Below are 22,160 nucleotides of genomic sequence, written 5' to 3'. Positions count from 1 at the left end.
AATTTATTGTCATTGTGCAAATTAGCTAAAAAAATCCGGTTTATTTGTACAAAACAGCCATTTTATTGGTAGTTTTGCGAAAATCCTTCCATTGAGGAGTCAAATTTAGGCAGGGGACTTATTCGTCTTCAAATATAGACTTTATCCGTAACGCAAGTCTTAGTTGCAGGGATGTTTCCGGATCTTTAAAGTTTTTCCCAAGTATTTCTTCGCATTTCTCAATCCGATAAATGACTGTATTGCGATGCACGTATAATCTTTTTGCAGTCTCCGAAATTTGGCAATTTGTTTCTAAATAGACAAATAATGTGTTCAAAAGATTTTGTTTTTCTTCATCGTTTTTTGTTGAAAATTCCTTTAACACATACGTATAAAAATTTTTCAAGTTATCTTGCGGAATTAACCTTAATAATTCGGTAATATTCCGCGTGCTATACGTATAAATAAATTCCGCTTGTTTTGAAAGCTGGCCTTGAGACAGGGCATCAACTGCTTCTTTATATGCTGTCTTTACATGTAAAAATTTATGACATAAATTACTAACACCAAAGGAAATTGTATGCTGAAAAGAATCGAAAACTAATTTTTGAATTTTTTTAAGTGAATCTTCAATATAAAGGTTTGTGTTGATAGAATGGTCTTCTATTTTGTATAAAAGAATACATAGTTCACTTTTGGAAAACAGATAAATATTTGGTGAATAACTCTCTAAATGCTCTTCAAGAAACCGGAATACTTCATCTGCATATTCCTGGCGTTGGGAATACGTATAAAAATTTCCGTCATCATCGATCTTTCCGACACAACAAATGTATTTCTTTTCATTTATTATTGAAAATTCCATTGCACGGTTGATAATTTCTTCGGTTGTCGAAAAAGCTCCATCAATAAAATGAAGAAAGAAATCATTGCGAATACTTCGGTCGCGTTGTTTTAAAGCATACTCTTTCATCAATGCAAAGCTAATGACGTTCATTGCTTGATCAATGATGAGTCTTGTAAAATGGTCCGACTGATAAATTTCTCCCATTATTAAAAGTGAGCCAATCTTCTTTTCGCTCATTTGGATCGGGAATAGGGAATAAGTTTGTTTCGAAACGATATCGGAAAATGTAATGTATGCCATATCTGAAGTTGCAAAAGACAAATGATTAAAATTTAAATGGACCGCCCACTGTCTTTGTGAGGTGTAAATCGGTTTAAAATATTGATCATACAATAGAACCGGGCGTGAAATTTGTTTTGATAAAACACGAAGCAATTGTTTGATTCCGTTTCCCTTCATAATGAATTCGGTAAATTGCCGATGAATCTCTAGCGCGTTTGCCAGTTCTGTTTCTCTATTGTTGAGAATCGCCCGTAATGCATGATTGACAATTTCCCCAAGTGATCGTTCAAGGGGCAGCTCTAATATTGGGAACTGTAATTCATCTGCTAAAAGTAATGCTTCTTTTGGAATTTCATGCAAAAAACGTTTCGTCTTTATTCCTAAGGCCGCACAACCTTTTTCAGCCATGGCCCTAATCAACTCCACCAGTAACTTAGGATGATCTTTGAGATGGAATGCGGTAGTGACCAACCATTCGTCTCGATGTAAAAAGTGGATAATATCCGGTGCATCCATCATATTAACTGTATGAATTTCCCGATTTATTCCGGTTTCCCCTGCAATAATTGACATATCGGAAAATTGAGGAATGGATAAAAGTTCGGCTACTTTCATAACGATTCCCCCTTATAAAATAATTATTTTGATTTTACATTTTATTCTACCATATTGAGATAAATTTGTGTGAACTTTATTATCTATATATGTAAGAAAAAATAACAAACAGTACGCATCCATAAAACAAAATGTTAAATCGTTTAGTTAATTTAACCAAAAAAATAAAAAAATTTGTTTAAAACTACTAATGAAACTGCATAAAAAGATCGATAAACTAAAAATATGACAAATTTATGTGATAATATATAACATATAAAATAATTGCAATGTAAAGGGGGGATTGCATTGGCTTATCGTTTAGAAAATGATTTATCATTAAAAAACCGGATCGGTAACATGATTGAATGGCTTGGCACATTTGGGAAGACAAAAAGTGGGGGTGTGACACGGCTTTTATTTTCACAAACTTGGCAAGAAGCTCAATTTGCATTAAAAGATAAGATGGGGGAGTTAGGATTTCAAACTTATTTCGATAGTGCCGGGAATCTCTTTGGCAGGATGACCGGTTCAATAGATAAAAATCATATCATCCTTACCGGTTCCCATATCGATACGGTTGTAAACGGAGGAAAATATGACGGTGCGTATGGGATTATTGCGAGTCTATTGGCAGTAGCCGGTTTGGTTGAGCGCTTTGGCTATCCGAAAAAAACGATAGAAGTTGTTTCATTAGCTGAAGAAGAGGGAAGTCGATTTCCATTAACTTTTTGGGGTTCTAGGAATATAAGCGGGTTTTATCATCTGGAACATGTGAAGAATTTACAAGATGACCACGGCGTAACCTTTTTCGCAGCGATGAGAGCGGCTGGTTTTGCCCCTGAAAAATATAAACCTGCTGCCAGAACAGACATAGAACGGTTCATTGAACTTCATATTGAACAAGGAATGACTTTGGAGAAAAATCACAATTCGATTGGTGTTGTCACGCACATTGTCGGCCAAAGAAGATATACTGTCCGAATAAAAGGTGAAAGCAATCATGCCGGAACAACACCGATGGAAGGTCGGAAAGATGCGGTTAGCACAGCTTCATACTTAATATCCTATTTAACCAAAAGAGCAAAAGAAATAGACAAGCAACTGGTTGCAACTGTGGGAAAATTGCATGTAACACCGAATGTTGCAAATGTCATTGCAGGGGAAGTTGAATTTAGTCTCGATATCCGTCATCATGAGGAACAAATACTAGATTTTTATTGCCAAGAGCTATTTTCAATGTTTGAGAACGTAGCTATATCCTTAGCTATGGACATTTCAGTTTCACAATGGATGGATGTGAAACCGGTACGTATGGATGATGAGTTGAACAATTGGATACGCGAGGTCGCCTTAAAACAAAAGATTTGCTTTCAAGATATTGTCAGTGGCGCAGGGCATGATGCGCAAGTGTTTGCCTCGATTTGCCCGACTACATTATTGTTCGTACCCAGTCATAAAGGAATTAGTCATTCACCGCAAGAGTTCACAAGTTTAGAAGATTTAGCAACCGGCATTCATTTGTTGGAAACGATTTTATATAAACTTGCCTATGATTAAACGCTGAAGCTGGGCAAGAAAACTTGGGCAAAGTTGTTGTTAAATATTTATGCAACAAATACAAAGTGGATAACTTTTCCATAAAAACTCCTATGAAAGGATGATGGGAAATGGTCTTTTCCGAGCTGAACACGCCAAAGCGGACGATCATGACGCCCGGTCCGGTTGAAGTGGACCCCCGGGTACTTCGGGCAATGTCAACACCAATTCTTGGACAGTTTGACCCTGCTTTTACCAAAATAATGAATGAAGTAATGGAAATGATCCGTCACGTTTATCAAACAAACAATTACTGTTCGTTTCCGATTGACGGGACTTCAAGAGCAGGTATTGAAGCGGTATTGTGCAGTATTATCGAACCGAGAGATCGGGTTCTTGTCCCGATTTACGGCAGATTCGGTCATTTGTTGGTTGAAGTTTGTGAACGATACGGTGCCACTGTTCATACTATCGAAGCGAAATGGGGCGAGGTATTTGACCCGGAAGAAGTAATCGAAGCAATCAAGCAAGTATCTCCACAAATAGTCGCCATAGTTCACGGGGAAACATCAACCGGACAAATGCAGCCGTTGAAAGAAATAGGTAACACTTGTCGGGAAATGGATATTTTACTTGTTGTAGATGCGGTTGCATCGATTGGCGGTGTTGATATAAAAACCGATGAATGGAATATTGATGCAATCATTGGAGGAACACAAAAATGTTTATCTGTTCCGTCCGGTCTCGCACCCATCAGCTATAATCATCGAATAGAAAGTAAGATTCAATCTCGGAAAAAAGTGGAGCGCGGCATTGAAACTGAAGACGATAAAAAAATAGTTCGAGCAAAACCGGCAATTGCCAGTAATTATTTTGACTTAAGTATGATCCAAGACTATTGGGGTCCAAGAAGATTGAATCATCATACCGAAGCAACTTCCATGATTTATGCGTTACGGGAAGGGCTCCGTATCATATTGGAGGAAGGATTGGAAGCGAGGTTTCACCGACATAAATTGCATGAAGCCGCATTAGTTGCCGGTATCCAAGCGATGGGGCTTACATTGTTTGGTAATGTAAATCATAAGTTGCCAACAGTTACATGTGTCGAGATTCCTCCGGGAGTCAACGGAGAATCGGTTCGACGCATGCTTCTTGAAGAATTTGGTATTGAAATTGCTTCATCATTTGGACCGCTTCAAGGAAAAATTTGGCGGATAGGGACGATGGGGTATAGTTGTCGAAAAGAAAATATTTTATTTCTTCTTGGTGCTTTGGAAGCCGTTTTAATTCGCCATGGGATATTAGTAAACCGTGGAGAGGCATTGCAAGCGGCTCTAGATCTATACGTGGCTGAAGAAAAACGTACGATAAAAATCGGTTGAAAGGTGGGGAAAACATGAATTATGATCTCATCATTCGTAATGGTTTCGTTATTTTTCCGGATGAAGTACAGAAAGTCGATCTTGTCGTAAAAGACGGTGTGATTGTAAAAATTGATAAAAATGTGATGGGTTCATCTGATCGGGTTATTGATGCGGAAGACAAGTACATTTTCCCGGGTATGATTGATAGTCACGTCCATTTCAATGAGCCGGGCAGAGAAATATGGGAAGGGTTCCTAACCGGTTCCAATATGATGGCAGCTGGCGGGATAACAACCTTTTTTGATATGCCATTAAACGGGATTCCTTCTACAACAGATAGAAGTGCCCTGTTGCAAAAGGCAAATATCGGACAAAAGAAGTCTTTGGTTGATTTTGGCTTATGGGGCGGCCTTGTACCGGGAAACGTTAATCAGTTAAAGGAACTGGCTGATGCCGGTGTAGTCGGTTTTAAAGCTTTTCTTTCGGAAACAGGTAATCGAGAATTTGAACGGGTAGATGATATGACATTATTAGAAGGAATGAAGGAAATTGCTTCACTAGGAAAAATTCTTGCTCTCCATGCTGAAAGTGGACCGATTACCAATGTTTTAACGAAATGGAAAAAGGAACAAGGCTGTCTTTCTACGGATGATTATATAGAAACCCGTCCGATTGTTGCTGAAGTGGAAGCGGTGGAAAGAGCTATTACGTATGCAAAATTAACCGGGTGTTCTTTACATTTTGTTCATATTAGCAGTGAAGAGGCGATTTTGAAAATTGAAGAGGCAAAGCATGATGGGGTTGATGTAACAGTAGAGACTTGTCCACATTATTTGTTATTTACTCATGATGATCTCGTTCGAAAGGGACCTGTTGCCAAGTGCGCCCCGCCTTTAAGAAAAAAACCGGAACAAGAAAAATTAATACAACAATTGTTAGATGGAAAAATCGACATGGTGACGTCTGATCATTCACCTTGTCCATATGGAATGAAGGATCCGATGACACATAATCTATTTCAAGCATGGGGAGGAATTAGCGGCGGGCAATTTACTTTAATGGCGATGGTTGAAATGGCAAAAAAATACGAAATCCCATTGACAAAAATTGCAAAATGGACATCGCTTCATCCGGCCACCCGCTTCGGCTTAACAACAAAAGGAAAAATTGCCGTCGGGATGGATGCTGATCTGGCTATTGTCTCTTTAAACGACTCGTATGAAGTAACAGAGCATAACTTTTTTGCAAAACATAAACAAAGTCTCTATCTCGGACACACCTTTCCTTGTAAAATTAAAGCGACGCTCCTCCGAGGTAAAGTGGTATATGAAAATGGACATATAAACGGACAAGATCGAAGCGGGAAGTGGCTAAGACTAGGCAGCTTACCTTCATTGAGAGAAAGTGAAATTGCTTCTTTCGATGTTCAATTAAAGGCATTTTAATTATTTATCAATCACAAAAAGAAAGCCAAGAGGATGGATTTCCATCGCTTTTGGCTTTCTTCATTTCTTTTTGCTAAACTTATTAAGCTGAAGATTCCATTTTTTCATATTTTAGTGGATCACCATCAAACGGTTGATCGGCCACTTTAATGGATCCGGTGGGACAACCTTCATAAGCATCATCTAAATCATCATAAAATTCTTCCGGGACTTCTGTCGTGCCTTTGTTGTTATCGGCAATCGTGTAAGAAAGCCCCTCGTCATCGTAATCAAAAATATCCGGGGCAGCAGCGCCACAAGCTCCGCACGATATACAAGTATCTTGGCAAACAATGGTATATTTCGCCATATTTGTCTCTCCTTAGTTTGTATAATTTTCGCCCATTCCTAGCTGCATGAGGAATTTTCTATAATTAATAGAAGTTTTATCAGCTGCTATATGTGCTTCCGAAGTTAAATCAATCGGTAATTCTTCCGGTTTCTGGTTTTCCACCATCTCAGCATCTTCTGTAAAAATCTGTAAATTTAATTCATAAAAACTTTCTAATGGAGCATCTTTATCAAAGTTCCGGGCCATAGGGCTAAAAAGTCGAGTTTTTCTGGCTGAAATCGGACAAGGAACATTTAAAATCCATTGTGTACCGCCGTTGGGAAAATAAATAATTAATCGAGCGGCTAAAGGCGGGTAAACATCAAAAACTCTAAGCCATTTAAAACCAGGTGGCTCTTTATGTCGGTTTTCTTTTGTATAATTACTGACCGTACTTATATATTCGGCATGGAGTCCATAATCCGTTACTTCCACTTTGTAGCTTGGAACAAAGGAATTATCCCTGTCTGCAAAACTATTGGCATGGACCCAAGCGAAATGCGCCACATCAAGAAAACCTTCTATTTGCCGACCGGCGTTACCATTAATATCGAGCGTCGGGGGCAATATATTTTGGAATTCATCATCGTCCCAAACAGGGAATGGAGGCAGGTTTTCTTCAGTCCCGGAGAGGGTCGTCCAAATAAGACCGTATCGTTCTACAGTCGGGAAGACGGTGAGACATAGTTTTGGCGATATTTTTGCGCCGGGATGAGCGGGAATGGAAGTACATTTCCCGTCCGGGGCATAATGAAAACCGTGATATGGACAAACAATTTCATCTCCTTCTACCCATCCCATACTTAGCGGGGTTCCGCGATGAACACATAGATCACGGGCAACAACAGGTTTTCCGTTTGCTCGATAAGTGACCAATTCGACATCCAGAAGTTTTACAGCTAAAGGTTTGTCAGTCACTTCATCCGCTCGAGCAATCGGATACCAATATTGGGACAAAACTGTCCAATCTTGAGGGGAAAACGTACAATTTCTTGGAATCGGCAGCTGCCGTTTGACTACAGATTCAACTTGGTCCAATATAATCAACACCTTTCAATTTTTTAAAAATAAAAACATAACCCGTGATGTTAGTTTTATTAGTTTATTAAACTATTATTGTACAATCTAATGTTAACTTTTGTAACATATTATCAAAAAAATAAAAAAGAATCACTAGTTAATTTGTATATATTTGGAAAGCTGTTTCAGTTATTTTGTCTAAAAGCAAAAATAAGCAAGTTTTTTACATTGGACAAATCGGTTGATTCCTTAACAAGTTACGCTCGTGCATGTACGTTCACACCTTGCACCCACACTTCACGAATATTATCCGGTCGGGTATGGTACATGATTTTTTGAAAAACATCATATAAATCTTGATTTCTACTACTAAATATCGGCAGTTTCGCACCTGGGATCTGCGTGTCGATGATTTGTACATCCCATGTATAGTTTTCCATTATACGACCAATCGGCAAACTTAGACTTTCACCGCCACCTGCTGTAGCAAAATAGAAGGCTTCATTAATCGTAATGCGTGATGCGGGTTTTCCTCTTTTCTCAGTGGGAAGATTTGGGTTAACCCCGTCTTCTAGCATTCGAGAGGAGATTACAGCTTGCTTTGCGTTATCGAACAGACTCGGAGAAAAACCGCCGGAAATATCGGTTCCTAACCCAATCTCTACACCTTTCGAATGAAAATGGGCAATTGGTAATACCCCGCCTGATAAATAAGCATTGGAAATCGGACAGTGGGCAATGGCTGTTCCGGTTTTTGCAAATAAATCGACATCCGCTTCACTTAAAAACGTACAATGGGCCATGATAGACTTTTCACGTAATAACCCAAAATCATGAAGTGCAAAGGCATCATGTTTATGAAAACGAGTTTTGACAAATTCATGCTCCCAATTACTTTCACTGCAGTGAGACTGGATATACGTGTTGTACTTTGTGGCTAAAGCAGAAAGCCCCCTTAATGCTTCATCAGTACAACTCGGAATAAAACGAGGTGTGACAACCGGATAAACGCCTTGTTTTGTTTTCTTCGCTAAATCTTGGACCGCCAGAATAAATTCCTCCGTGTCGGCCAGAGCTGATGCTGTATCCGGATCGCAGTAATATTCCGGGTTTTGTTTGTGATCATCCATCACCACTTTCCCCACTAAACCACGCTGCCCTTTTTCTGCACAAATACTTGCCAAAAGGAAACTGGATTCTTTATGGACGGTGGCATAGTAAAGAGCTGTTGTTGTTCCATGTGCTAAAAGCGTAGACACTAAATCTTCATAAACCTGTTTAGCAAAATCAATATTGGAAAATTTTGATTCGAGCGGAAAAGTATACGTATTCAGCCATTCATTGAGTGGTAAATCCAAGGCAGTTCCGGACTGAGCCCATTGTGGTGCGTGAATATGCAAATCAATAAAACCCGGCAACAAATATTCCCCATCACTTAACTGACGAAAATTGTCCTTCCCTTGATACGTATGTAAGACAAGCTCGTATTCGTTATCATCCGGATGAATCATTTTTTCAATCACACCATTGCGGTTAATACAGAAAAGATAATCCTTTAAAATCTTAACTTCATTAGGTGACTCACTGGTAAATGCGGTCCCTCGAAAAACATACCTATACTCCATCATTTTGCAACCCCTTTTTATGTTATATTTTCTAACATGTAGTAATTATAAAATAGAATAAATATTACGTCTAGAACAATTTTTCTGGTTTGGATCGCTATGAATTGACGCCAACAACCCGACCTATATTCAATCGAAAATATGCATAAATAAAACTGAATTCGGGTGACAAAATATTCTGTCATATGTTATTATGTAATTAAGGTGGATGTTATGGCAGAAGTGTATAGATACGTGTTCATGCATTGTAAATAACGATGTGCGGTATGAAAAAGGAGGAAGAATCCAATGAACAAAAAATTAAATTTATTAAGCAAACTCACGCCTATCCTAAGTATTCTTTTTATCATTACAGGTATCATTTTTGCCATATTGGCTGTTTTAGAACATAATATGTCAGGTTTGATAATGTCATTAGTCCTCATTCTACAATCTGTATTGTTATTCACATATAAGAAGTTGTTTACCAACATGGGGGTATAAGTTTAGATTTTAATAGATGTAAAAACAACAAAAGAAATTGGTAAAAATAGAGGAGGAGTTATGTGCCAAGCGAACACCGAGAGGAAAGTATTTATCAATATATAAACCCGGATGGCAGAACAATTTCCTGAGTTCCCTTATATTTTCTAAGATGAGTATACTGCAGGAGCAAGAGATTGCCAGCATGTTTTTTTCAGTGATGAACTCACTTTTTATAAGCGGGAAAAACTGACGATGGATTTGATTGAGGTTTTGAAGCCTTGTTTGTTGGATCAAACTGTGTTGGTAAGGCGATTATTCAAATCATGATCAGCAGACAACCGGAAGAAACGGGGAAAATTATTCCGTTTCCAAAATAGGTTACGTAAAACCGGTAAAGTTTTTTCCAAAATTGATACAAATGAGTGGAGATGATGAGTGGGGGCATCTGTTTTGGAAAAAAGCATGGTGAAAAGGCTGTCCGGGACGTTTCCGCAGGCAGTCTTTATTCTTGAAAACAAGCGGGGAGGGTGGAAGGCAAGGGATTCAGCTTCATAAAAATTTTTTGTATTTATGAATTAACTTGTTTTCCCTAAATTATTGTATTCGAGATGGCGTTCAATTTTTTTGTCAAGCATTTGAATTCGGGCTAGCGCGGTGCGTTGGTCAATTTGCCGATAATGATGTTTTCCCCCTGGTTCTTCGTCATCGGTATCTGCTTCGGCAACAACTTTTTGAAGCGGGGTTAATTCAAGACTTCCCTCAGGTAAATAAGAATCTGTATGAAGCAGGATAGCCAGTGCAATTTCCTTCGCATTTTCTAAATCTTCTCCAGAACGGACAAGAAGTTTATGGGCACGAGCAGCACCTTTGATTGCATGGATATCATTTTGTTTGTACATTTGATAATCCCATTTTCCATTTGTATACCATTGATAATGGCCAATATCATGGAGCAAACCTGCCTTTGCCGCTAAATCCGGGTTTACACCTGACTTTATAGCAATATTAAAGGCCTTTTCAGCTACAGTAATCGCATGATCCATACCGGAACGACCGACATATTTTTGAACAATCGGGTGACGGAATAATGTTTCCAATGTAACTTTCCTAGCCATAATAAACCTCCTTTACACCGGTATTTTCCAAATAAATAAAAATATATTGTTATAAACATTAACATCTTTTGTTAGTTTTTGCAATTATTTTATTTGATTAATCAATAATTGTGCATTTTGAAATGGGACGGTATTCTTGTTGTAAAAGAAACTTTGCTTTATGACCTTTAATCGTATTTTAGTTTAACCAAAAAAAGCCAAGGTCCGCCGAGTTGCGGACTTTCTTTTTTGATTATTTCCAATTCACCGAAATACCAAATTTAAATTCTCAACATGCAAATGAGGTATGTGTAAAATTTTACTCGAAGGGCAGATGAGTGGAAAAAAATGGGAAGACGCTCTATCATTTAAATGTACGCTTGTGGGCGAATACATTTAGAAAGAGGTCTTCCTATGGATATTATATCAATAATTGCTAGATTATTAAAGGATACAAAAAGTCTTATTGAATTTGAAGAACAAGTTAAAATTCTGATCCAGAATGCCTTTACGCAATGGGTTGGGGAAATATTTGAGACGTTAGATAAAACAATTAAGCAGAAAAAGCTGGAGGATGGCTGGGAGTACTGCCGGAGTGATAACAGAAGCATTCAGTTTTTATTTGGAAATGTGACCTTTAAACGTTCACTAATGCATGACCAGAAAGGGAATTCACATTATCCTCTGGATGAATGGTTAGGGCTTTTACCATACCAACGATACAGCCCGTTAGTGGAGTTAAAGGTGGCAGAGTTGGCAAGTGAGAACACCTATCGGGAGGTAGCTGATATTTTAAAAGAATGGACAGCCGTGAGTCTCAGTCACACAACTGTAGGGAACATGGTGAAACACGTAGGGAAAACGCAAGCTGAAGCCGACAAGGCACTTGTAGAAGAGCTAGAAATAGCTGATTCACTACCTGAGGGAAAGAAGGTAGATTACCTGTTTTCCGAAGCTGATGGTATATTCGTCCGGGGACTAGAAAAGAAACAGGGTATGGAAGTCCACCACGCCATTCTCTATGAAGGATGGGAAACCAATGGAAAAAGGGTCTCTCTACACCATCCCGTTGTTATCATGACGACGGAATCCATCCAGACATTTTGGGATGAAGTCCAAGCAACAGCTGCCAACACCTACTCTCTCGAAAAAGCACATGTCATTACAAACAGTGATGGAGGTGCGGGATACACAGCTGAACGGTTTCAAACAGCATTCTCACAGTCGGAATATCCGGTGCTCAACCAGCTGGATACCTACCACGTTGCACAAGCCATTGTAAGGACATTTGGGGGCGGAAAAAGCGAGATTAAAGAGCAAATTAGAAAAGCAATTAAAACGCATGACTGTGACCGATTCACGTTATATTTGGATACGTATGAGAGCACATTGACGGATGAAAAGAGCCTTAAGAAAATCAAGGAATTCCGTTCGTATATCTTGAAAAATTGGGAACGCATTTTTGACTGGAGAGACAAGGTTGAAAACGTGCCAGAAGGTGCAAGAGGCCTGGGAGCGATGGAATCAAACCAAAGGCATATCTCATTCAGAATGAAGAAACGGGGCATGCATTGGAGCAAAAAAGGCGCAGAAGCCATGGTGAAAATTAAACAAGGGATTCTTAACCAGACATTGAGGGAAGCTTATTTGAAACACCGTACAAGAAGTGGGAAAAAACAAAGGGAATTAAAACAAGCAATAAGGTTATCAGAGCTATTTAAACAGCCAGTACGTCCGTCAATCGGGGTGAAACGTGGATCTGTCGCTTTATATACAAGCCATTCATCGGCAATGGGGCATTTAAGCAAGATTCTTGGGTTTTAATTTCAGCCTGGATAAGTGGCATTAATTTGGAAAATTATTGCCACTTATCCAGGAGAGTAAGCGAAGCGCGGTAGCCGAAAAGTGTACAAAAAAGAGTGTCTTGAAAACCCGATATTTAAATACTATCGAGAAAAACTTGACACATACGCAAATGAGCATTTTTGAGAAATGTTTAAGATAAATATGATATAATTACAAACAATTTTAATGGAATAAACAGACACGGGAGGGAATTTATGGAACGTGATAACGCAATCGGTATTTCTTTTACTGCAGGTTCTTATCTATTATGGGGAATACTTCCTATTTACTGGAAATTTTTAAGTGGTGTTCCGGCACTTGAAATACTGGCTCACCGTGTGATTTGGTCGTTTTGTTTCGTCTTAATAATCGTAATCATTTTAAAAAGAAAATTACTTAAGAGCTTTTTCCAAGTGCAAATAAGTAAAAAGAAAACATGGATTGGCTTATTTATCGCATCTCTATTCATAAGCATTAACTGGCTTACATACATTTATGCCGTGAATGCGAATCACATTGTGGAGGCGAGTTTAGGATATTACATTAATCCGCTGATCTCCGTTTTGCTGGGGGTTTTTGTCTTACGGGAGAAAATTAACGTATTGCATGCTGTTTCATTTGCCATCGCCGGAATTGGTGTTATTTATATGACGATTACATTTGGCAAATTCCCGTGGATTGCCTTGCTGCTGGCGTTTTCTTTTGGCTTTTACGGATTGTCTAAGAAACTTATAAAGGTAGATTCGATATTAGGCTTGCTATTAGAAACATTATTTGTTTTCCCTTTTGCATTCTTGTTCTTAGTGTATATAACCATGAATGGCCGGGAAAGTTTTTTGACAGGGTCGCCTAAAATTGATTTATTTTTACTTGGTTCGGGAATTGCGACAGCTTTACCGCTGCTACTGTTTGGCATTGGAGCGAAAAAAATTCCGCTATATATGGTCGGCTTTTTTCAATATATCACGCCAACAATTAGTTTACTTCTTGGTGTCCTGATGTATAATGAACCGTTTACAAAGGATCATGCCATTACTTTCACATGTATCTGGTTGGCAATTGTGATATTTACAGTTTCCAATATTCATCAAGGGATAAGAAAAAGAAAAGTAACAACAGTACCTGTAGTAAGGGGTGTTTCAAAAAGGTAGGTTGTTTTATCAGATTAAAACGGTAAGAACGAAAAATAAGAGCCTTCATCTTTTTGCAATACAAACAAGTTACTGACTCTTTCAGGTTATAAAGATTCTTGATATTGCTAAAAAAAATCATGATTAAAAAATCCAATTTTAAGATTAGTTTGTTTCATTATTTTCACCTACAATTGTTTAAGTTTAAAAATACCCTTCAAAACACAAAATAAGTTTGATTACAAAAAGGCACCCATTGAAGAAGAAGTAATAATTAAGGGGGTTTACTTAATCATAAGTTCTTTCCGCTTAACAATCTACCCTGATCCTTATAAAGAATGGTATAATTAGGTATGTACATATTTCCAATTTTTGAAAGGGGTAATAATGATGAATCAGGAGCAATTGAAAAGAATGCAGTCAGGAAAAGGCTTTATTGCCGCATTGGATCAAAGTGGCGGCAGTACGCCAAAAGCATTAAAAGCTTACGGCATTAGTGAAGACCGTTATTCAAATGATGAAGAAATGTTTGCCATTATTCACGAAATGAGAACACGTATTATCAAAAGTCCGGCATTCCACTCCAAACATATTCTCGGTGCCATTCTTTTTGAAAATACAATGGATCGTTATACTGATGGACAATATACAGCTGATTTTCTCTGGGAAAAGAAAGGGATTGTTCCTTTTCTAAAAGTTGACAAAGGTCTTGCTCCACTTAAAGATGGTGTTCAAGTGATGAAACCGATTGACGGATTAGATAACTTATTAAAACGAGCGAACGAACGCAACATATTTGGTACAAAAATGCGCTCATTTATTAAAGAAGCAAATGCTGAAGGAATTAAAACAGTTGTTCAACAACAATTTGACATTGCAAAACAAATTGCCGCGGCCGGACTCGTTCCTATAATCGAACCGGAAGTAGATATTCATGCACAAGATAAAGCAGAATCAGAAAGAATTTTAAAAGAAGAGTTCTTTAAACAGTTGGCAAAACTTGACGAGAATGTAAAAGTGATGTTTAAAGTTTCGTTACCAACAGAAGATAATTTTTACAGTGATTTAATTAAAGATCCCCATGTTGTACGGGTCGTTGCACTTTCCGGTGGTTATTCACAAGCTGAAGCAAATAAAATTTTAGCTCGTAACCATGGAATGATTGCCAGCTTCTCCCGGGCATTAACAGAAGGATTATCAGCAAATCAAACTGATGAGGAATTTAACGCAATTTTGGGTAAATCCATTGAAGCAATTGCGGAAGCTTCCAACACATAAATTTTTATGTATGACCTTTTGTCGCTCATCTTTTTTGAATGACAACCAAAAAAGGTTTTTCCGGAAATTTTCAATCAATTACTCCCATCTTAACAGGCAGGCCACCCCCCACCGATTTTCGAGTTTACAAAGAGATATTTGGGGGACGGGCTGCCAGCATGCGTCCGATTGGTTCTTATCCATCAGTGGGGTTGGCAGGCATAATCCGATATATTTCAATGGAGGTTTTTATATGGCTAAAGTATATCAATTAGACTATGAATCACCCATTGGTGTGATAGAAATAACCGGTACTCAAGATGCAATAACATCGATCTTGTTCTCGGAGAAAGATAAAAGGAAAAACTACCCCCAGCCGGAAACACCTTCTGTTCTGATAGAATGCTATAACCAACTGGATGAGTATTTTCAAGGGACACGTTATGAATTTACGATACCTTATCATTTGGAAGGATCTATTTTTCAAAAGAAAGTTTGGCGTGCATTAACGGAAATACCTTATGCTGAAGTGGAGTCTTATAAAGATATCGCTGTGGCCATCGAAAATGAAAAGGCAGTTCGTGCTGTGGGAAGTGCTAATGGAAAAAACAAACTAACCATTGTGATTCCATGTCATCGAGTCATTGGTGCTAATGGAAAATTGACCGGATATGCCGGTGGACTTTGGCGGAAAGAGTGGTTGCTCAGACATGAGAAGAAGCATAAGGAATATAGTAAAAAGTAGTCATTTCCTTTAAAAAAACAATATTAAAAATTTATCCTTGCATTATTTTTAAACGGTTTGTATATACTTAGTATATACAAATTATGCAAAGGATGATAAAATTAAAATGAATAAAGAAAACAAAGGGGAAATCAAGATGACCACAAAAGTGCAAAGATGGGGAAATAGTCTTGCTGTTAGACTTCCGAAAGTTATATTAGACGACTTAAATATTAAAGAAGGTTCAGACATTATTATTTCTGTAGAAAATAATGCAATCAAAATTATTCCGATAAAGAAAAAACCAACTCTTGAAGAATTAATGTCAAAAATTACTCCTGAAAATAAACATGATGAAGTGAATTGGGGCAAACCAGAAGGTGCTGAAATATGGTAATGAATCAAACACCAGACAGAGGCGATATAGTTTATCTTAATTTCAGTCCTCAATCCGGTTATGAACAGGCAGGACATAGACCGGCTATTGTTTTATCACCCAAATTATTTAACAGTGGAACTTTTGCAGTTGTATGTCCAATCACGACTAAAGAAAAAGGCTATCCTTTCGAAGTTAAAATACCAGATAAATTGAATGTTCAAGGGGTAATTTTAACCGATCAATTAAGGAGTGTTGATTGGCGTTCAAGAAATTTAAAGATTGTGGACCATGTTCCAGATGAAGTTGTTCAGAATTGTCTGGATTTAGTATCCACATTTTTACCTTTTTATTAATTAAACGCAGTAAAATTTTTCATATTCTTCTTTACGTATGGTTTAAAGAATTTTTAATGGACTTTGGCAATGCAGTTAGCCTACGTTGAAAAACCGCAAGAAAAAATTAGACGAACGGAACAACACGGTTTTGGACGGAAAGTTGGATAAGGGAAGAGCTGTCAAAAGCCATCGATTTTGCCTTTTGGACAGCCGCAATAGAATTAAAAGGTTAAAAGAAAAAATTCTTTACCGTGAAAAATCGAGAAAATAATGAGGCATCTCTACCCATTCTTGTATGTCTGTTCCGATAAGGCTGTAAGCACCTCTTAAACATTTCATCACAGTACCTGGAATGACCATATCTTCTGTAACATTCGTCATGGGCTTTGCAGCAGGCATCGACAGGATTTGTTGGTCGCCCTGGCCCTGAACAACCCGGACCACACCAATTATATCCCGGAAAACAAAATCCTCTTCGCTTCGACTTGTACATCAAATCACCTACTTATAACAATTTATAATAATTTATGATTGTCATGGTGATTTTGAATGGACGGGTGTAGGGAATACTTTGGTATACAAAAAATTCGAGAAAAAGAATTGTGAAATAAAAAAGGTCGAGGCATGGGAGCAGACTTCGATTTCTAATTACATTCTTTTATAATCAATAATTTCCACCTCATATCATGTTCCGCCATTTCCCAAACAACTTGACTCATCCGTGTTTGACTCATAACTGTGTTTCTGATTACTCATCAAATGCCATCGTTCATAAACTTTTAATTTTACTCAAATTATTATACAATATTATTATTAGTTTAAAAAATTATACGGAGGTGTTCTTTTTGCTGACATTTGAACATGTTTCAAAGATTTATAAAGGACAAAAACGAGCGGTGGATGATTTAAATTTTCAAATTGAAAAAGGTGAGTTTATTGTACTTATCGGACCAAGTGGTTGCGGGAAAACAACAACAATGAAAATGATTAACCGGCTGATTGAACCAACAGAGGGAACGATTTTTCTTAACGGGGAAAATATCATGCATATGGACCCGGTTAAATTAAGAAGACAAATCGGTTATGTCATTCAGCAAATTGGTTTATTTCCTCATATGACTATCGAACAAAACATTTCTCTTGTCCCGAGATTATTAAAATGGTCGTCTGATAAACAAAGAGAACGTGCAAAAGAATTATTGAGCCTCGTTGATATGACTCCTGATTACCTCAATCGTTACCCAAATGAATTAAGTGGTGGACAACAACAGCGAATTGGTGTATTGAGGGCACTTGCAGCCGATCAACCATTAATTTTAATGGACGAACCCTTTGGTGCCTTAGACCCAATTACAAGAGATTCATTACAAACGGAATTTAAAAAACTACAAAGAAAACTTAAGAAGACGATTGTATTTGTCACACATGATATGGATGAGGCAATCAAACTTGCTGACCGGATTGTCATTATGAAAGATGGTCGAGTTATCCAATTTGATACTCCTGATGAAATACTGCGAAATCCGGCTAATGAATTTGTTGAAGAATTTATTGGTAAAGAGCGTTTATCTCAGGTCCGTCCACATATTCAAACGGTCGATCAAATTATGAACCCGGCTCCTGTAACTGTTACTCCAAACGTTTCTTTAACAGAGGCAATAAAAATTATGAAACAACGGAGGGTTGACTCACTTCTTGTTGTTGATCAAAACAATATGTTAGTTGGCTATATTGATTTTGAAATCATCGATCAGAAACGGTCAAAAGCTAGTAAAATTGAAGAAGTTATTGAGAAAGAATTATTCAAAGTTGAAACTGGAACGTTGGTACGCGATACGATTCAAACGATATTAAAACGAGGATTAAAATACGTACCGGTTGTTGATGCTGAAAACCGTCTCGTAGGGATTGTAACCCGTACAAATCTTGTTGATGTTGTTTATGATTCGATTTGGGGAGATGGTGATTCAGAAATTAAAGCTCAATAGAAATGGAGACGATTTCATGGTAAATTTGCTTGATTTTTTAAGTGTGAACGGTATTGAACTTATTGTAAAAACTTGGGAACATATTTATATTTCATTGATTGCAATTTTCTTGGGGATTATTGTTGCTGTTCCTTTAGGCGTGCTTTTGACGAGAGTGCCGAAAATTGCAAACTTTATATTAGGTTTATTAAATGTTCTTCAAACAATCCCGAGTTTTGCCATTTTAGCATTATTTATTCCACTTTTAGGAATCGGCCTTGTTCCGGCCATTGTGGCACTCTTCTTATATTCATTAATGCCGATTTTAAGAAATACATTTATCGGAATCCGAGATGTAAAAAAGGATTTGATTGAAGCGGGAATTGGAATGGGAATGACTGAGTGGGAACGAATTCGACTGGTGGAAATTCCGCTCGCAACACCGGTAATTATGTCCGGGATTCGTTTAGCAACTGTTTTTCTCATTGGATGGGCCACATTGGCTTCCTATATTGGTGCGGGTGGTTTAGGCGATTATATTTTTAGCGGGATGAATTTATACAAACCCGAATATATCCTTGCCGGAGCAATACCTGTCACGCTTCTTGCACTTGTTACAGACCTATTTTTAGGAAAAGTAGAAACATGGGTAACCCCAAAAGGGATCCGAAAAAGTAAAGCTGTATAGGAAGGTGAATCAGACATTGAAGAAAACAAAGAGAGTTATAACGATACTTATTTTGTCTCTATCATTTATATTGGGTGCATGTTCCCTTCCCGGCTTAAGTGGTGCGCCTGAAAATACAATAAGGATTGGAACGTTAAATACGACAGAGTCACAAATTATGGGTCAGGTTGTTAAACAATTAATTGAACATGAAACGGACTTGGAAGTTGTCTTAGTAAATAATTTAGGTTCTTCAATCGTCCAGCACCAAGCCATGCTCGATAAACAAGTGGATATTACCGCAACTCGTTACACAGGGACGGATCTTTCCGGGGCACTCGGAATGGAACCGGTAAATGACCCGGATGAAGCAATGAAAATTGTCCAAAAAGAATTTAAGGAACGTTGGGACCAGACTTGGTTTGATTCTTATGGCTTTGATAATACGTATGCGTTTACGGTAACCAAAGAATTGGCAGAGAAGTATGGATTGGAAAAAGTATCTGATCTTGCAGATGTAGCCGACAAGATGCGTTTTGGTGTCGATAATTCATGGATCCATCGGGAAGGGGACGGCTATCAAGGCTTTGTTAAGACATATGGTTTTGAATTTCCAAAAATATATCCTATGCAAATCGGTCTTGTATATGAGGCGCTTGCCAATGATGAAATGGATGTGGTACTTGCTTATTCCAGTGACGGAAGAATTGCCGCGTTTAATCTAAAAATTTTAGAAGATGATAAAAAATTCTTTCCACCGTATGATACATCATTAGTTGCGCGGAATGAAGTTTTACGGGAGCATCCGGAATTAGAAGGGATATTGAATAAATTAGTTGGGACAATTGATACGTCTAAAATGCAAGAACTGAACTATGAAGCAGATGGAAAAAAGCGAGAACCGGCAATAGTCGCCCAGAAATTTTTAGAAGAACACCATTTTTTTGAGGGGGTGGAATGATGGACGTCTTACAAGATTTACTTAACTATTATGGGCAAAATGCTTGGTATGTTTGGGAACAATTTTATAAACAATTTCTCATGTCTGCTTACGGTGTTTTATTTGGTGCAATCGTCGGAATTCCAATCGGTATTTTTATTGCACATCATAACCGTTTAAGTCCATGGGTAATTTCACTGGCCAATATTATTCAAACAATCCCGGCTTTAGCAATGCTGGCCGTATTAATGCTCGTAATGGGACTTGGACCAAATACAGTCGTGTTTGCTCTTTTTCTTTATTCGTTATTGCCAATTATTAAAAATACGTATACAGGGATTCGAAATGTCGATCCGTCCATGCTCGAATCAGGAAAAGGAATGGGCATGACACGCCTTCAAGTTTTACGCATGGTTGAATTGCCACTATCGTTATCAGTGATTATGGCCGGACTAAGGACTGCTCTTGTTATAACGATTGGTGTGGCAACAATTGGAACATTTATCGGGGCAGGGGGGCTAGGTGATATAATTATTCGCGGTACAAATGTTTCTGATGGAACAACAATTATTTTAGCCGGTGCAATCCCGACAGCACTAATGGCCATTATTGCTGATGCGGTAATGGGATGGTTTGAAAAAAGACTGGCACCAAGTACAAGATTGAAAAAAAATCCGGCAAATCAAGTGTGAAAAATTTTCTTTTAAAAAACCACAGTCATGTTTCTGTGGTTTTTTTACTGTATAAGTCAGATTAAGAGTCAGTGTTCACTATTATTCATTTTATTTATTTTTTCTTCAAAAGCAGAGATTATTTCTTGGGTGAATTTTTGTTTGGCATTGGCTATGAACGTGTTAACGACCGGCGCCATTGCTCCTTGGACGGTTACATGGACGGTTATGAATATTCTCGTTTCTCTTGGACTTATCGCCTGCCCTTTTAAGATCCCATGACCAAAAATACTATGCGATTCGCTTGCAAATTGGAAAGGAATCAAATATGACCCCTCACCGTCGTTCATTTCTATGTAAAATTTCAACGTCTTTTTCAGTATTCCCAGATTTATTTTACATTCTAATTCAGTTGCATGATGATTTATTTTATGGTGGCGGATATAACCGGGCACAAGTGGAGCCCAAAGGTCAGAATCCCTAGCAAAGCGCCAGATTGTACCGATGGGATATTTCAAGTCAAACCGTTCATTTACTTTAGGCATATTTCATGTCCTCCCAGCATTTTTCATGGTGACTTTTATATCAAATCTGAATAAGTTTCGATTTTGTAAACTGAAATAATATAACATATTCAAAATATCCGATGAAATGAATGCTAAAGTTAACAAAATGAAACTTTTATAGATGTTTGTCGTAAATAATTCGAGGTGATTTTATGATTGTACTAAACTTACTTTTTGTCTTGTTATTATTAACAACCCTTGCTCGTTATATTGTGTTTGATGCATTTGATCCATTAATGTTTGAGATGATTTTTCTACTCCCCGTTGTATCTGTTGTAATTTTTTTGATTAGTAAGAGACTGGCAGCCAAAGAAAGTTCCTACCAGCCCAAAAATATTGAAGGATGGTCATTTTACAATATCCAAAAGTCATTAATGAATCGAAAGCCACTTTTTAAAGGGGAAGAGCTAAGAGGTTATGTAAAACGTTATTTTCCAAAAAAATGGCAATATTTCATCGGGGATATTCTTGGATTTAACTGGTACTTGTCCTTAGAAATTCAAATTAACAAGGACATTTATGATGTACAATGGTACCGTGAAAAGTGGTTTTCCCAGCAGGATCAGTGGATAATTTATAAAAATGGAGAACGAATTGGTGAAGCGCGTACATTAATGAATTTAAAAAATGCTGCAAAATTAAAAGAAGCCATCCAGTTCAGCTTTTATGATAAATTGTATAAATCATCTGCAATTACAGTGACATCCGGCATTTCACTAACTCAAGGTGAAAAACTAATCGGCACATTAAAACCAAACCATATTATTAGTAATGTACAAGTAATAGATGTCCAAGAAAATCAGCCAGAATATATCGTTGCACTAATTATCCACTCATTTTATTTTAAAAGTAAGTAATGTGAAACTCGAAATCATTCAACAAGCCAAGGCGGGAATTTGTTGTAATATATCAAAAATTTAAGATAGGTACGTACTGGATTAACAAGAAAATAGTCTTTTGGGTATTCGCATTTTTGAGTGGAAACCACCTTCATTTGATGACTTACAAGGGTAGTAGTTTCTATTTGGCTTGTCAAGGAAAGCACTTGACAA

The 22,160-nt window shown here is 37.6% G+C and carries 22 protein-coding genes and 1 pseudogene; 14 read left to right on the top strand and 9 right to left on the bottom strand.

Features of this window, described 5'->3' with window-relative positions; all coding sequences use genetic code 11:
• Window positions 1-118: 118 nt before the first annotated feature.
• Window positions 119-1,723 (bottom strand): PucR family transcriptional regulator, encoded by a 1,605-nt coding sequence (locus LIZ98_RS07620; protein ID WP_227139341.1) that lies wholly within the window; start codon window positions 1,721-1,723, stop codon window positions 119-121.
• Between the two features lie 288 nt (window positions 1,724-2,011).
• Between LIZ98_RS07620 and allC the strand changes: the two genes are divergently transcribed.
• From allC to LIZ98_RS07605, 3 genes are all read left to right on the top strand, one after another.
• Window positions 2,012-3,262: an allantoate deiminase gene (allC, locus tag LIZ98_RS07615; RefSeq protein WP_227092297.1), complete on the top strand. Its 1,251-nt coding sequence runs from the start codon at window positions 2,012-2,014 to the stop codon at window positions 3,260-3,262.
• A 110-nt stretch (window positions 3,263-3,372) separates the two neighbouring features.
• Window positions 3,373-4,626 carry a pyridoxal-phosphate-dependent aminotransferase family protein gene (locus LIZ98_RS07610; protein WP_216408149.1) on the top strand — a complete coding sequence of 418 codons (1,254 nt, stop codon included), beginning with the start codon at window positions 3,373-3,375 and terminating at the stop codon, window positions 4,624-4,626.
• A gap of 14 nt (window positions 4,627-4,640) precedes the next feature.
• Entirely contained in the window at window positions 4,641-6,053 is a 1,413-nt protein-coding gene (locus LIZ98_RS07605) for an allantoinase (RefSeq protein ID WP_227092296.1), read from the top strand.
• An 82-nt stretch (window positions 6,054-6,135) separates the two neighbouring features.
• Here the strand turns inward: LIZ98_RS07605 and LIZ98_RS07600 are convergent, their stop codons facing one another.
• The 4 genes from LIZ98_RS07600 to LIZ98_RS07585 all read right to left on the bottom strand — a co-directional run bounded on the left by LIZ98_RS07600 (window position 6,136) and on the right by LIZ98_RS07585 (window position 10,648).
• Complete coding sequence (locus tag LIZ98_RS07600; protein WP_216408145.1) at window positions 6,136-6,402, bottom strand: ferredoxin; 267 nt, start codon at window positions 6,400-6,402, stop codon at window positions 6,136-6,138.
• A 12-nt stretch (window positions 6,403-6,414) separates the two neighbouring features.
• On the bottom strand, window positions 6,415-7,461 hold the full coding sequence (locus tag LIZ98_RS07595; RefSeq protein WP_216408143.1) for an aromatic ring-hydroxylating oxygenase subunit alpha: 1,047 nt from the start codon (window positions 7,459-7,461) through the stop codon (window positions 6,415-6,417).
• 239 nt (window positions 7,462-7,700) lie between these two features.
• Window positions 7,701-9,071 (bottom strand): guanine deaminase, encoded by a 1,371-nt coding sequence (guaD, locus tag LIZ98_RS07590; RefSeq protein ID WP_227092295.1) that lies wholly within the window; start codon window positions 9,069-9,071, stop codon window positions 7,701-7,703.
• A gap of 1,037 nt (window positions 9,072-10,108) precedes the next feature.
• A complete protein-coding gene (locus tag LIZ98_RS07585) occupies window positions 10,109-10,648 on the bottom strand; it encodes an HD domain-containing protein (protein ID WP_041847840.1) in 540 nt (179 codons plus the stop codon).
• 393 nt (window positions 10,649-11,041) lie between these two features.
• Here LIZ98_RS07585 and LIZ98_RS07580 point away from each other — a divergent pair, with 393 nt between their 5' ends.
• The 6 genes from LIZ98_RS07580 to LIZ98_RS07555 all read left to right on the top strand — a co-directional run bounded on the left by LIZ98_RS07580 (window position 11,042) and on the right by LIZ98_RS07555 (window position 16,315).
• Complete coding sequence (locus LIZ98_RS07580) at window positions 11,042-12,451, top strand: ISLre2 family transposase (RefSeq protein ID WP_108897793.1); 1,410 nt, start codon at window positions 11,042-11,044, stop codon at window positions 12,449-12,451.
• A gap of 236 nt (window positions 12,452-12,687) precedes the next feature.
• Window positions 12,688-13,623 carry an EamA family transporter RarD gene (rarD, locus tag LIZ98_RS07575; RefSeq protein ID WP_227092294.1) on the top strand — a complete coding sequence of 312 codons (936 nt, stop codon included), beginning with the start codon at window positions 12,688-12,690 and terminating at the stop codon, window positions 13,621-13,623.
• A gap of 369 nt (window positions 13,624-13,992) precedes the next feature.
• On the top strand, window positions 13,993-14,880 hold the full coding sequence (locus tag LIZ98_RS07570; protein WP_227092293.1) for a fructose bisphosphate aldolase: 888 nt from the start codon (window positions 13,993-13,995) through the stop codon (window positions 14,878-14,880).
• A 232-nt stretch (window positions 14,881-15,112) separates the two neighbouring features.
• Complete coding sequence (locus LIZ98_RS07565; RefSeq protein WP_227092292.1) at window positions 15,113-15,604, top strand: methylated-DNA--[protein]-cysteine S-methyltransferase; 492 nt, start codon at window positions 15,113-15,115, stop codon at window positions 15,602-15,604.
• Between the two features lie 100 nt (window positions 15,605-15,704).
• Window positions 15,705-15,980 carry an AbrB/MazE/SpoVT family DNA-binding domain-containing protein gene (locus tag LIZ98_RS07560; protein ID WP_227092311.1) on the top strand — a complete coding sequence of 92 codons (276 nt, stop codon included), beginning with the start codon at window positions 15,705-15,707 and terminating at the stop codon, window positions 15,978-15,980.
• Window positions 15,974-16,315 (top strand): type II toxin-antitoxin system PemK/MazF family toxin, encoded by a 342-nt coding sequence (locus LIZ98_RS07555; RefSeq protein ID WP_375293573.1) that lies wholly within the window; start codon window positions 15,974-15,976, stop codon window positions 16,313-16,315. Before LIZ98_RS07560 ends, LIZ98_RS07555 begins: the two co-directional genes overlap by 7 nt.
• Window positions 16,316-16,543: 228 nt before the next feature.
• Here the strand turns inward: LIZ98_RS07555 and LIZ98_RS18110 are convergent, their stop codons facing one another.
• Together LIZ98_RS18110 and LIZ98_RS18105 are read right to left on the bottom strand one after the other, a co-directional pair.
• Entirely contained in the window at window positions 16,544-16,678 is a 135-nt protein-coding gene (locus tag LIZ98_RS18110; RefSeq protein ID WP_309240451.1) for a hypothetical protein, read from the bottom strand.
• A 25-nt stretch (window positions 16,679-16,703) separates the two neighbouring features.
• Window positions 16,704-16,790 (bottom strand): annotated as a pseudogene (locus LIZ98_RS18105) (Parvovirus coat protein VP1-like protein); the annotation flags it as partial.
• A 352-nt stretch (window positions 16,791-17,142) separates the two neighbouring features.
• Between LIZ98_RS18105 and LIZ98_RS07545 the strand changes: the two are divergent.
• The 4 genes from LIZ98_RS07545 to LIZ98_RS07530 are packed head-to-tail and all read left to right on the top strand — an operon-like array spanning window position 17,143 to window position 20,563.
• Window positions 17,143-18,285, top strand: coding sequence for a betaine/proline/choline family ABC transporter ATP-binding protein (locus LIZ98_RS07545; protein WP_227139342.1), 1,143 nt, complete (start codon window positions 17,143-17,145; stop codon window positions 18,283-18,285).
• Window positions 18,286-18,301: 16 nt separating this feature from the next.
• The gene (locus tag LIZ98_RS07540; RefSeq protein ID WP_041846770.1) at window positions 18,302-18,952 is read left to right on the top strand and encodes an ABC transporter permease; all 651 of its coding nucleotides are present in this window, start codon (window positions 18,302-18,304) and stop codon (window positions 18,950-18,952) included.
• A 16-nt stretch (window positions 18,953-18,968) separates the two neighbouring features.
• A complete protein-coding gene (locus LIZ98_RS07535) occupies window positions 18,969-19,892 on the top strand; it encodes an osmoprotectant ABC transporter substrate-binding protein (protein WP_210766322.1) in 924 nt (307 codons plus the stop codon).
• Window positions 19,892-20,563, top strand: coding sequence for an ABC transporter permease (locus tag LIZ98_RS07530; protein ID WP_216408126.1), 672 nt, complete (start codon window positions 19,892-19,894; stop codon window positions 20,561-20,563). Before LIZ98_RS07535 ends, LIZ98_RS07530 begins: the two co-directional genes overlap by 1 nt.
• A gap of 68 nt (window positions 20,564-20,631) precedes the next feature.
• Here the strand turns inward: LIZ98_RS07530 and LIZ98_RS07525 are convergent, their stop codons facing one another.
• Entirely contained in the window at window positions 20,632-21,087 is a 456-nt protein-coding gene (locus LIZ98_RS07525; RefSeq protein WP_227139343.1) for an SRPBCC family protein, read from the bottom strand.
• Between the two features lie 173 nt (window positions 21,088-21,260).
• On the opposite strand from LIZ98_RS07525, the gene LIZ98_RS07520 reads away from it, so the two are divergent.
• A complete protein-coding gene (locus tag LIZ98_RS07520) occupies window positions 21,261-21,965 on the top strand; it encodes a hypothetical protein (protein ID WP_227139344.1) in 705 nt (234 codons plus the stop codon).
• A gap of 14 nt (window positions 21,966-21,979) precedes the next feature.
• Here LIZ98_RS07520 and LIZ98_RS07515 read toward each other — a convergent pair.
• The coding region (locus LIZ98_RS07515) for a hypothetical protein (RefSeq protein WP_227139345.1) at window positions 21,980-22,160 on the bottom strand (181 nt) is incomplete at its 5' end.

Origin of the sequence: Caldibacillus sp. 210928-DFI.2.18 (assembly GCF_020554505.1) — a bacterium.
Classification (GTDB): Bacteria; Bacillota; Bacilli; order Bacillales; family Caldibacillaceae; genus Caldifermentibacillus; species Caldifermentibacillus hisashii.
Note: the sequence above shows the minus strand (reverse complement) of the source record. Positions and strands in the feature narration are given on the sequence as shown.

Coding starts and splice junctions, on each gene's coding strand:
- LIZ98_RS07605 (WP_227092296.1), top strand. CDS start 4,641: ATGAATTATGATCTCATCATTCGTAATGGTTTCGTTATTTTTCCGGAT.
- LIZ98_RS07530 (WP_216408126.1), top strand. CDS start 19,892: ATGGACGTCTTACAAGATTTACTTAACTATTATGGGCAAAATGCTTGG.
- LIZ98_RS07580 (WP_108897793.1), top strand. CDS start 11,042: ATGGATATTATATCAATAATTGCTAGATTATTAAAGGATACAAAAAGT.
- LIZ98_RS07525 (WP_227139343.1), bottom strand. CDS start 21,087: ATGCCTAAAGTAAATGAACGGTTTGACTTGAAATATCCCATCGGTACA.
- LIZ98_RS07570 (WP_227092293.1), top strand. CDS start 13,993: ATGAATCAGGAGCAATTGAAAAGAATGCAGTCAGGAAAAGGCTTTATT.
- rarD (WP_227092294.1), top strand. CDS start 12,688: ATGGAACGTGATAACGCAATCGGTATTTCTTTTACTGCAGGTTCTTAT.
- LIZ98_RS07555 (WP_375293573.1), top strand. CDS start 15,974: ATGGTAATGAATCAAACACCAGACAGAGGCGATATAGTTTATCTTAAT.
- LIZ98_RS07520 (WP_227139344.1), top strand. CDS start 21,261: ATGATTGTACTAAACTTACTTTTTGTCTTGTTATTATTAACAACCCTT.
- LIZ98_RS07620 (WP_227139341.1), bottom strand. CDS start 1,723: ATGAAAGTAGCCGAACTTTTATCCATTCCTCAATTTTCCGATATGTCA.
- LIZ98_RS07610 (WP_216408149.1), top strand. CDS start 3,373: ATGGTCTTTTCCGAGCTGAACACGCCAAAGCGGACGATCATGACGCCC.
- LIZ98_RS07600 (WP_216408145.1), bottom strand. CDS start 6,402: ATGGCGAAATATACCATTGTTTGCCAAGATACTTGTATATCGTGCGGA.
- LIZ98_RS07585 (WP_041847840.1), bottom strand. CDS start 10,648: ATGGCTAGGAAAGTTACATTGGAAACATTATTCCGTCACCCGATTGTT.
- LIZ98_RS18110 (WP_309240451.1), bottom strand. CDS start 16,678: ATGACGAATGTTACAGAAGATATGGTCATTCCAGGTACTGTGATGAAA.
- guaD (WP_227092295.1), bottom strand. CDS start 9,071: ATGATGGAGTATAGGTATGTTTTTCGAGGGACCGCATTTACCAGTGAG.
- LIZ98_RS07540 (WP_041846770.1), top strand. CDS start 18,302: ATGGTAAATTTGCTTGATTTTTTAAGTGTGAACGGTATTGAACTTATT.
- LIZ98_RS07565 (WP_227092292.1), top strand. CDS start 15,113: ATGGCTAAAGTATATCAATTAGACTATGAATCACCCATTGGTGTGATA.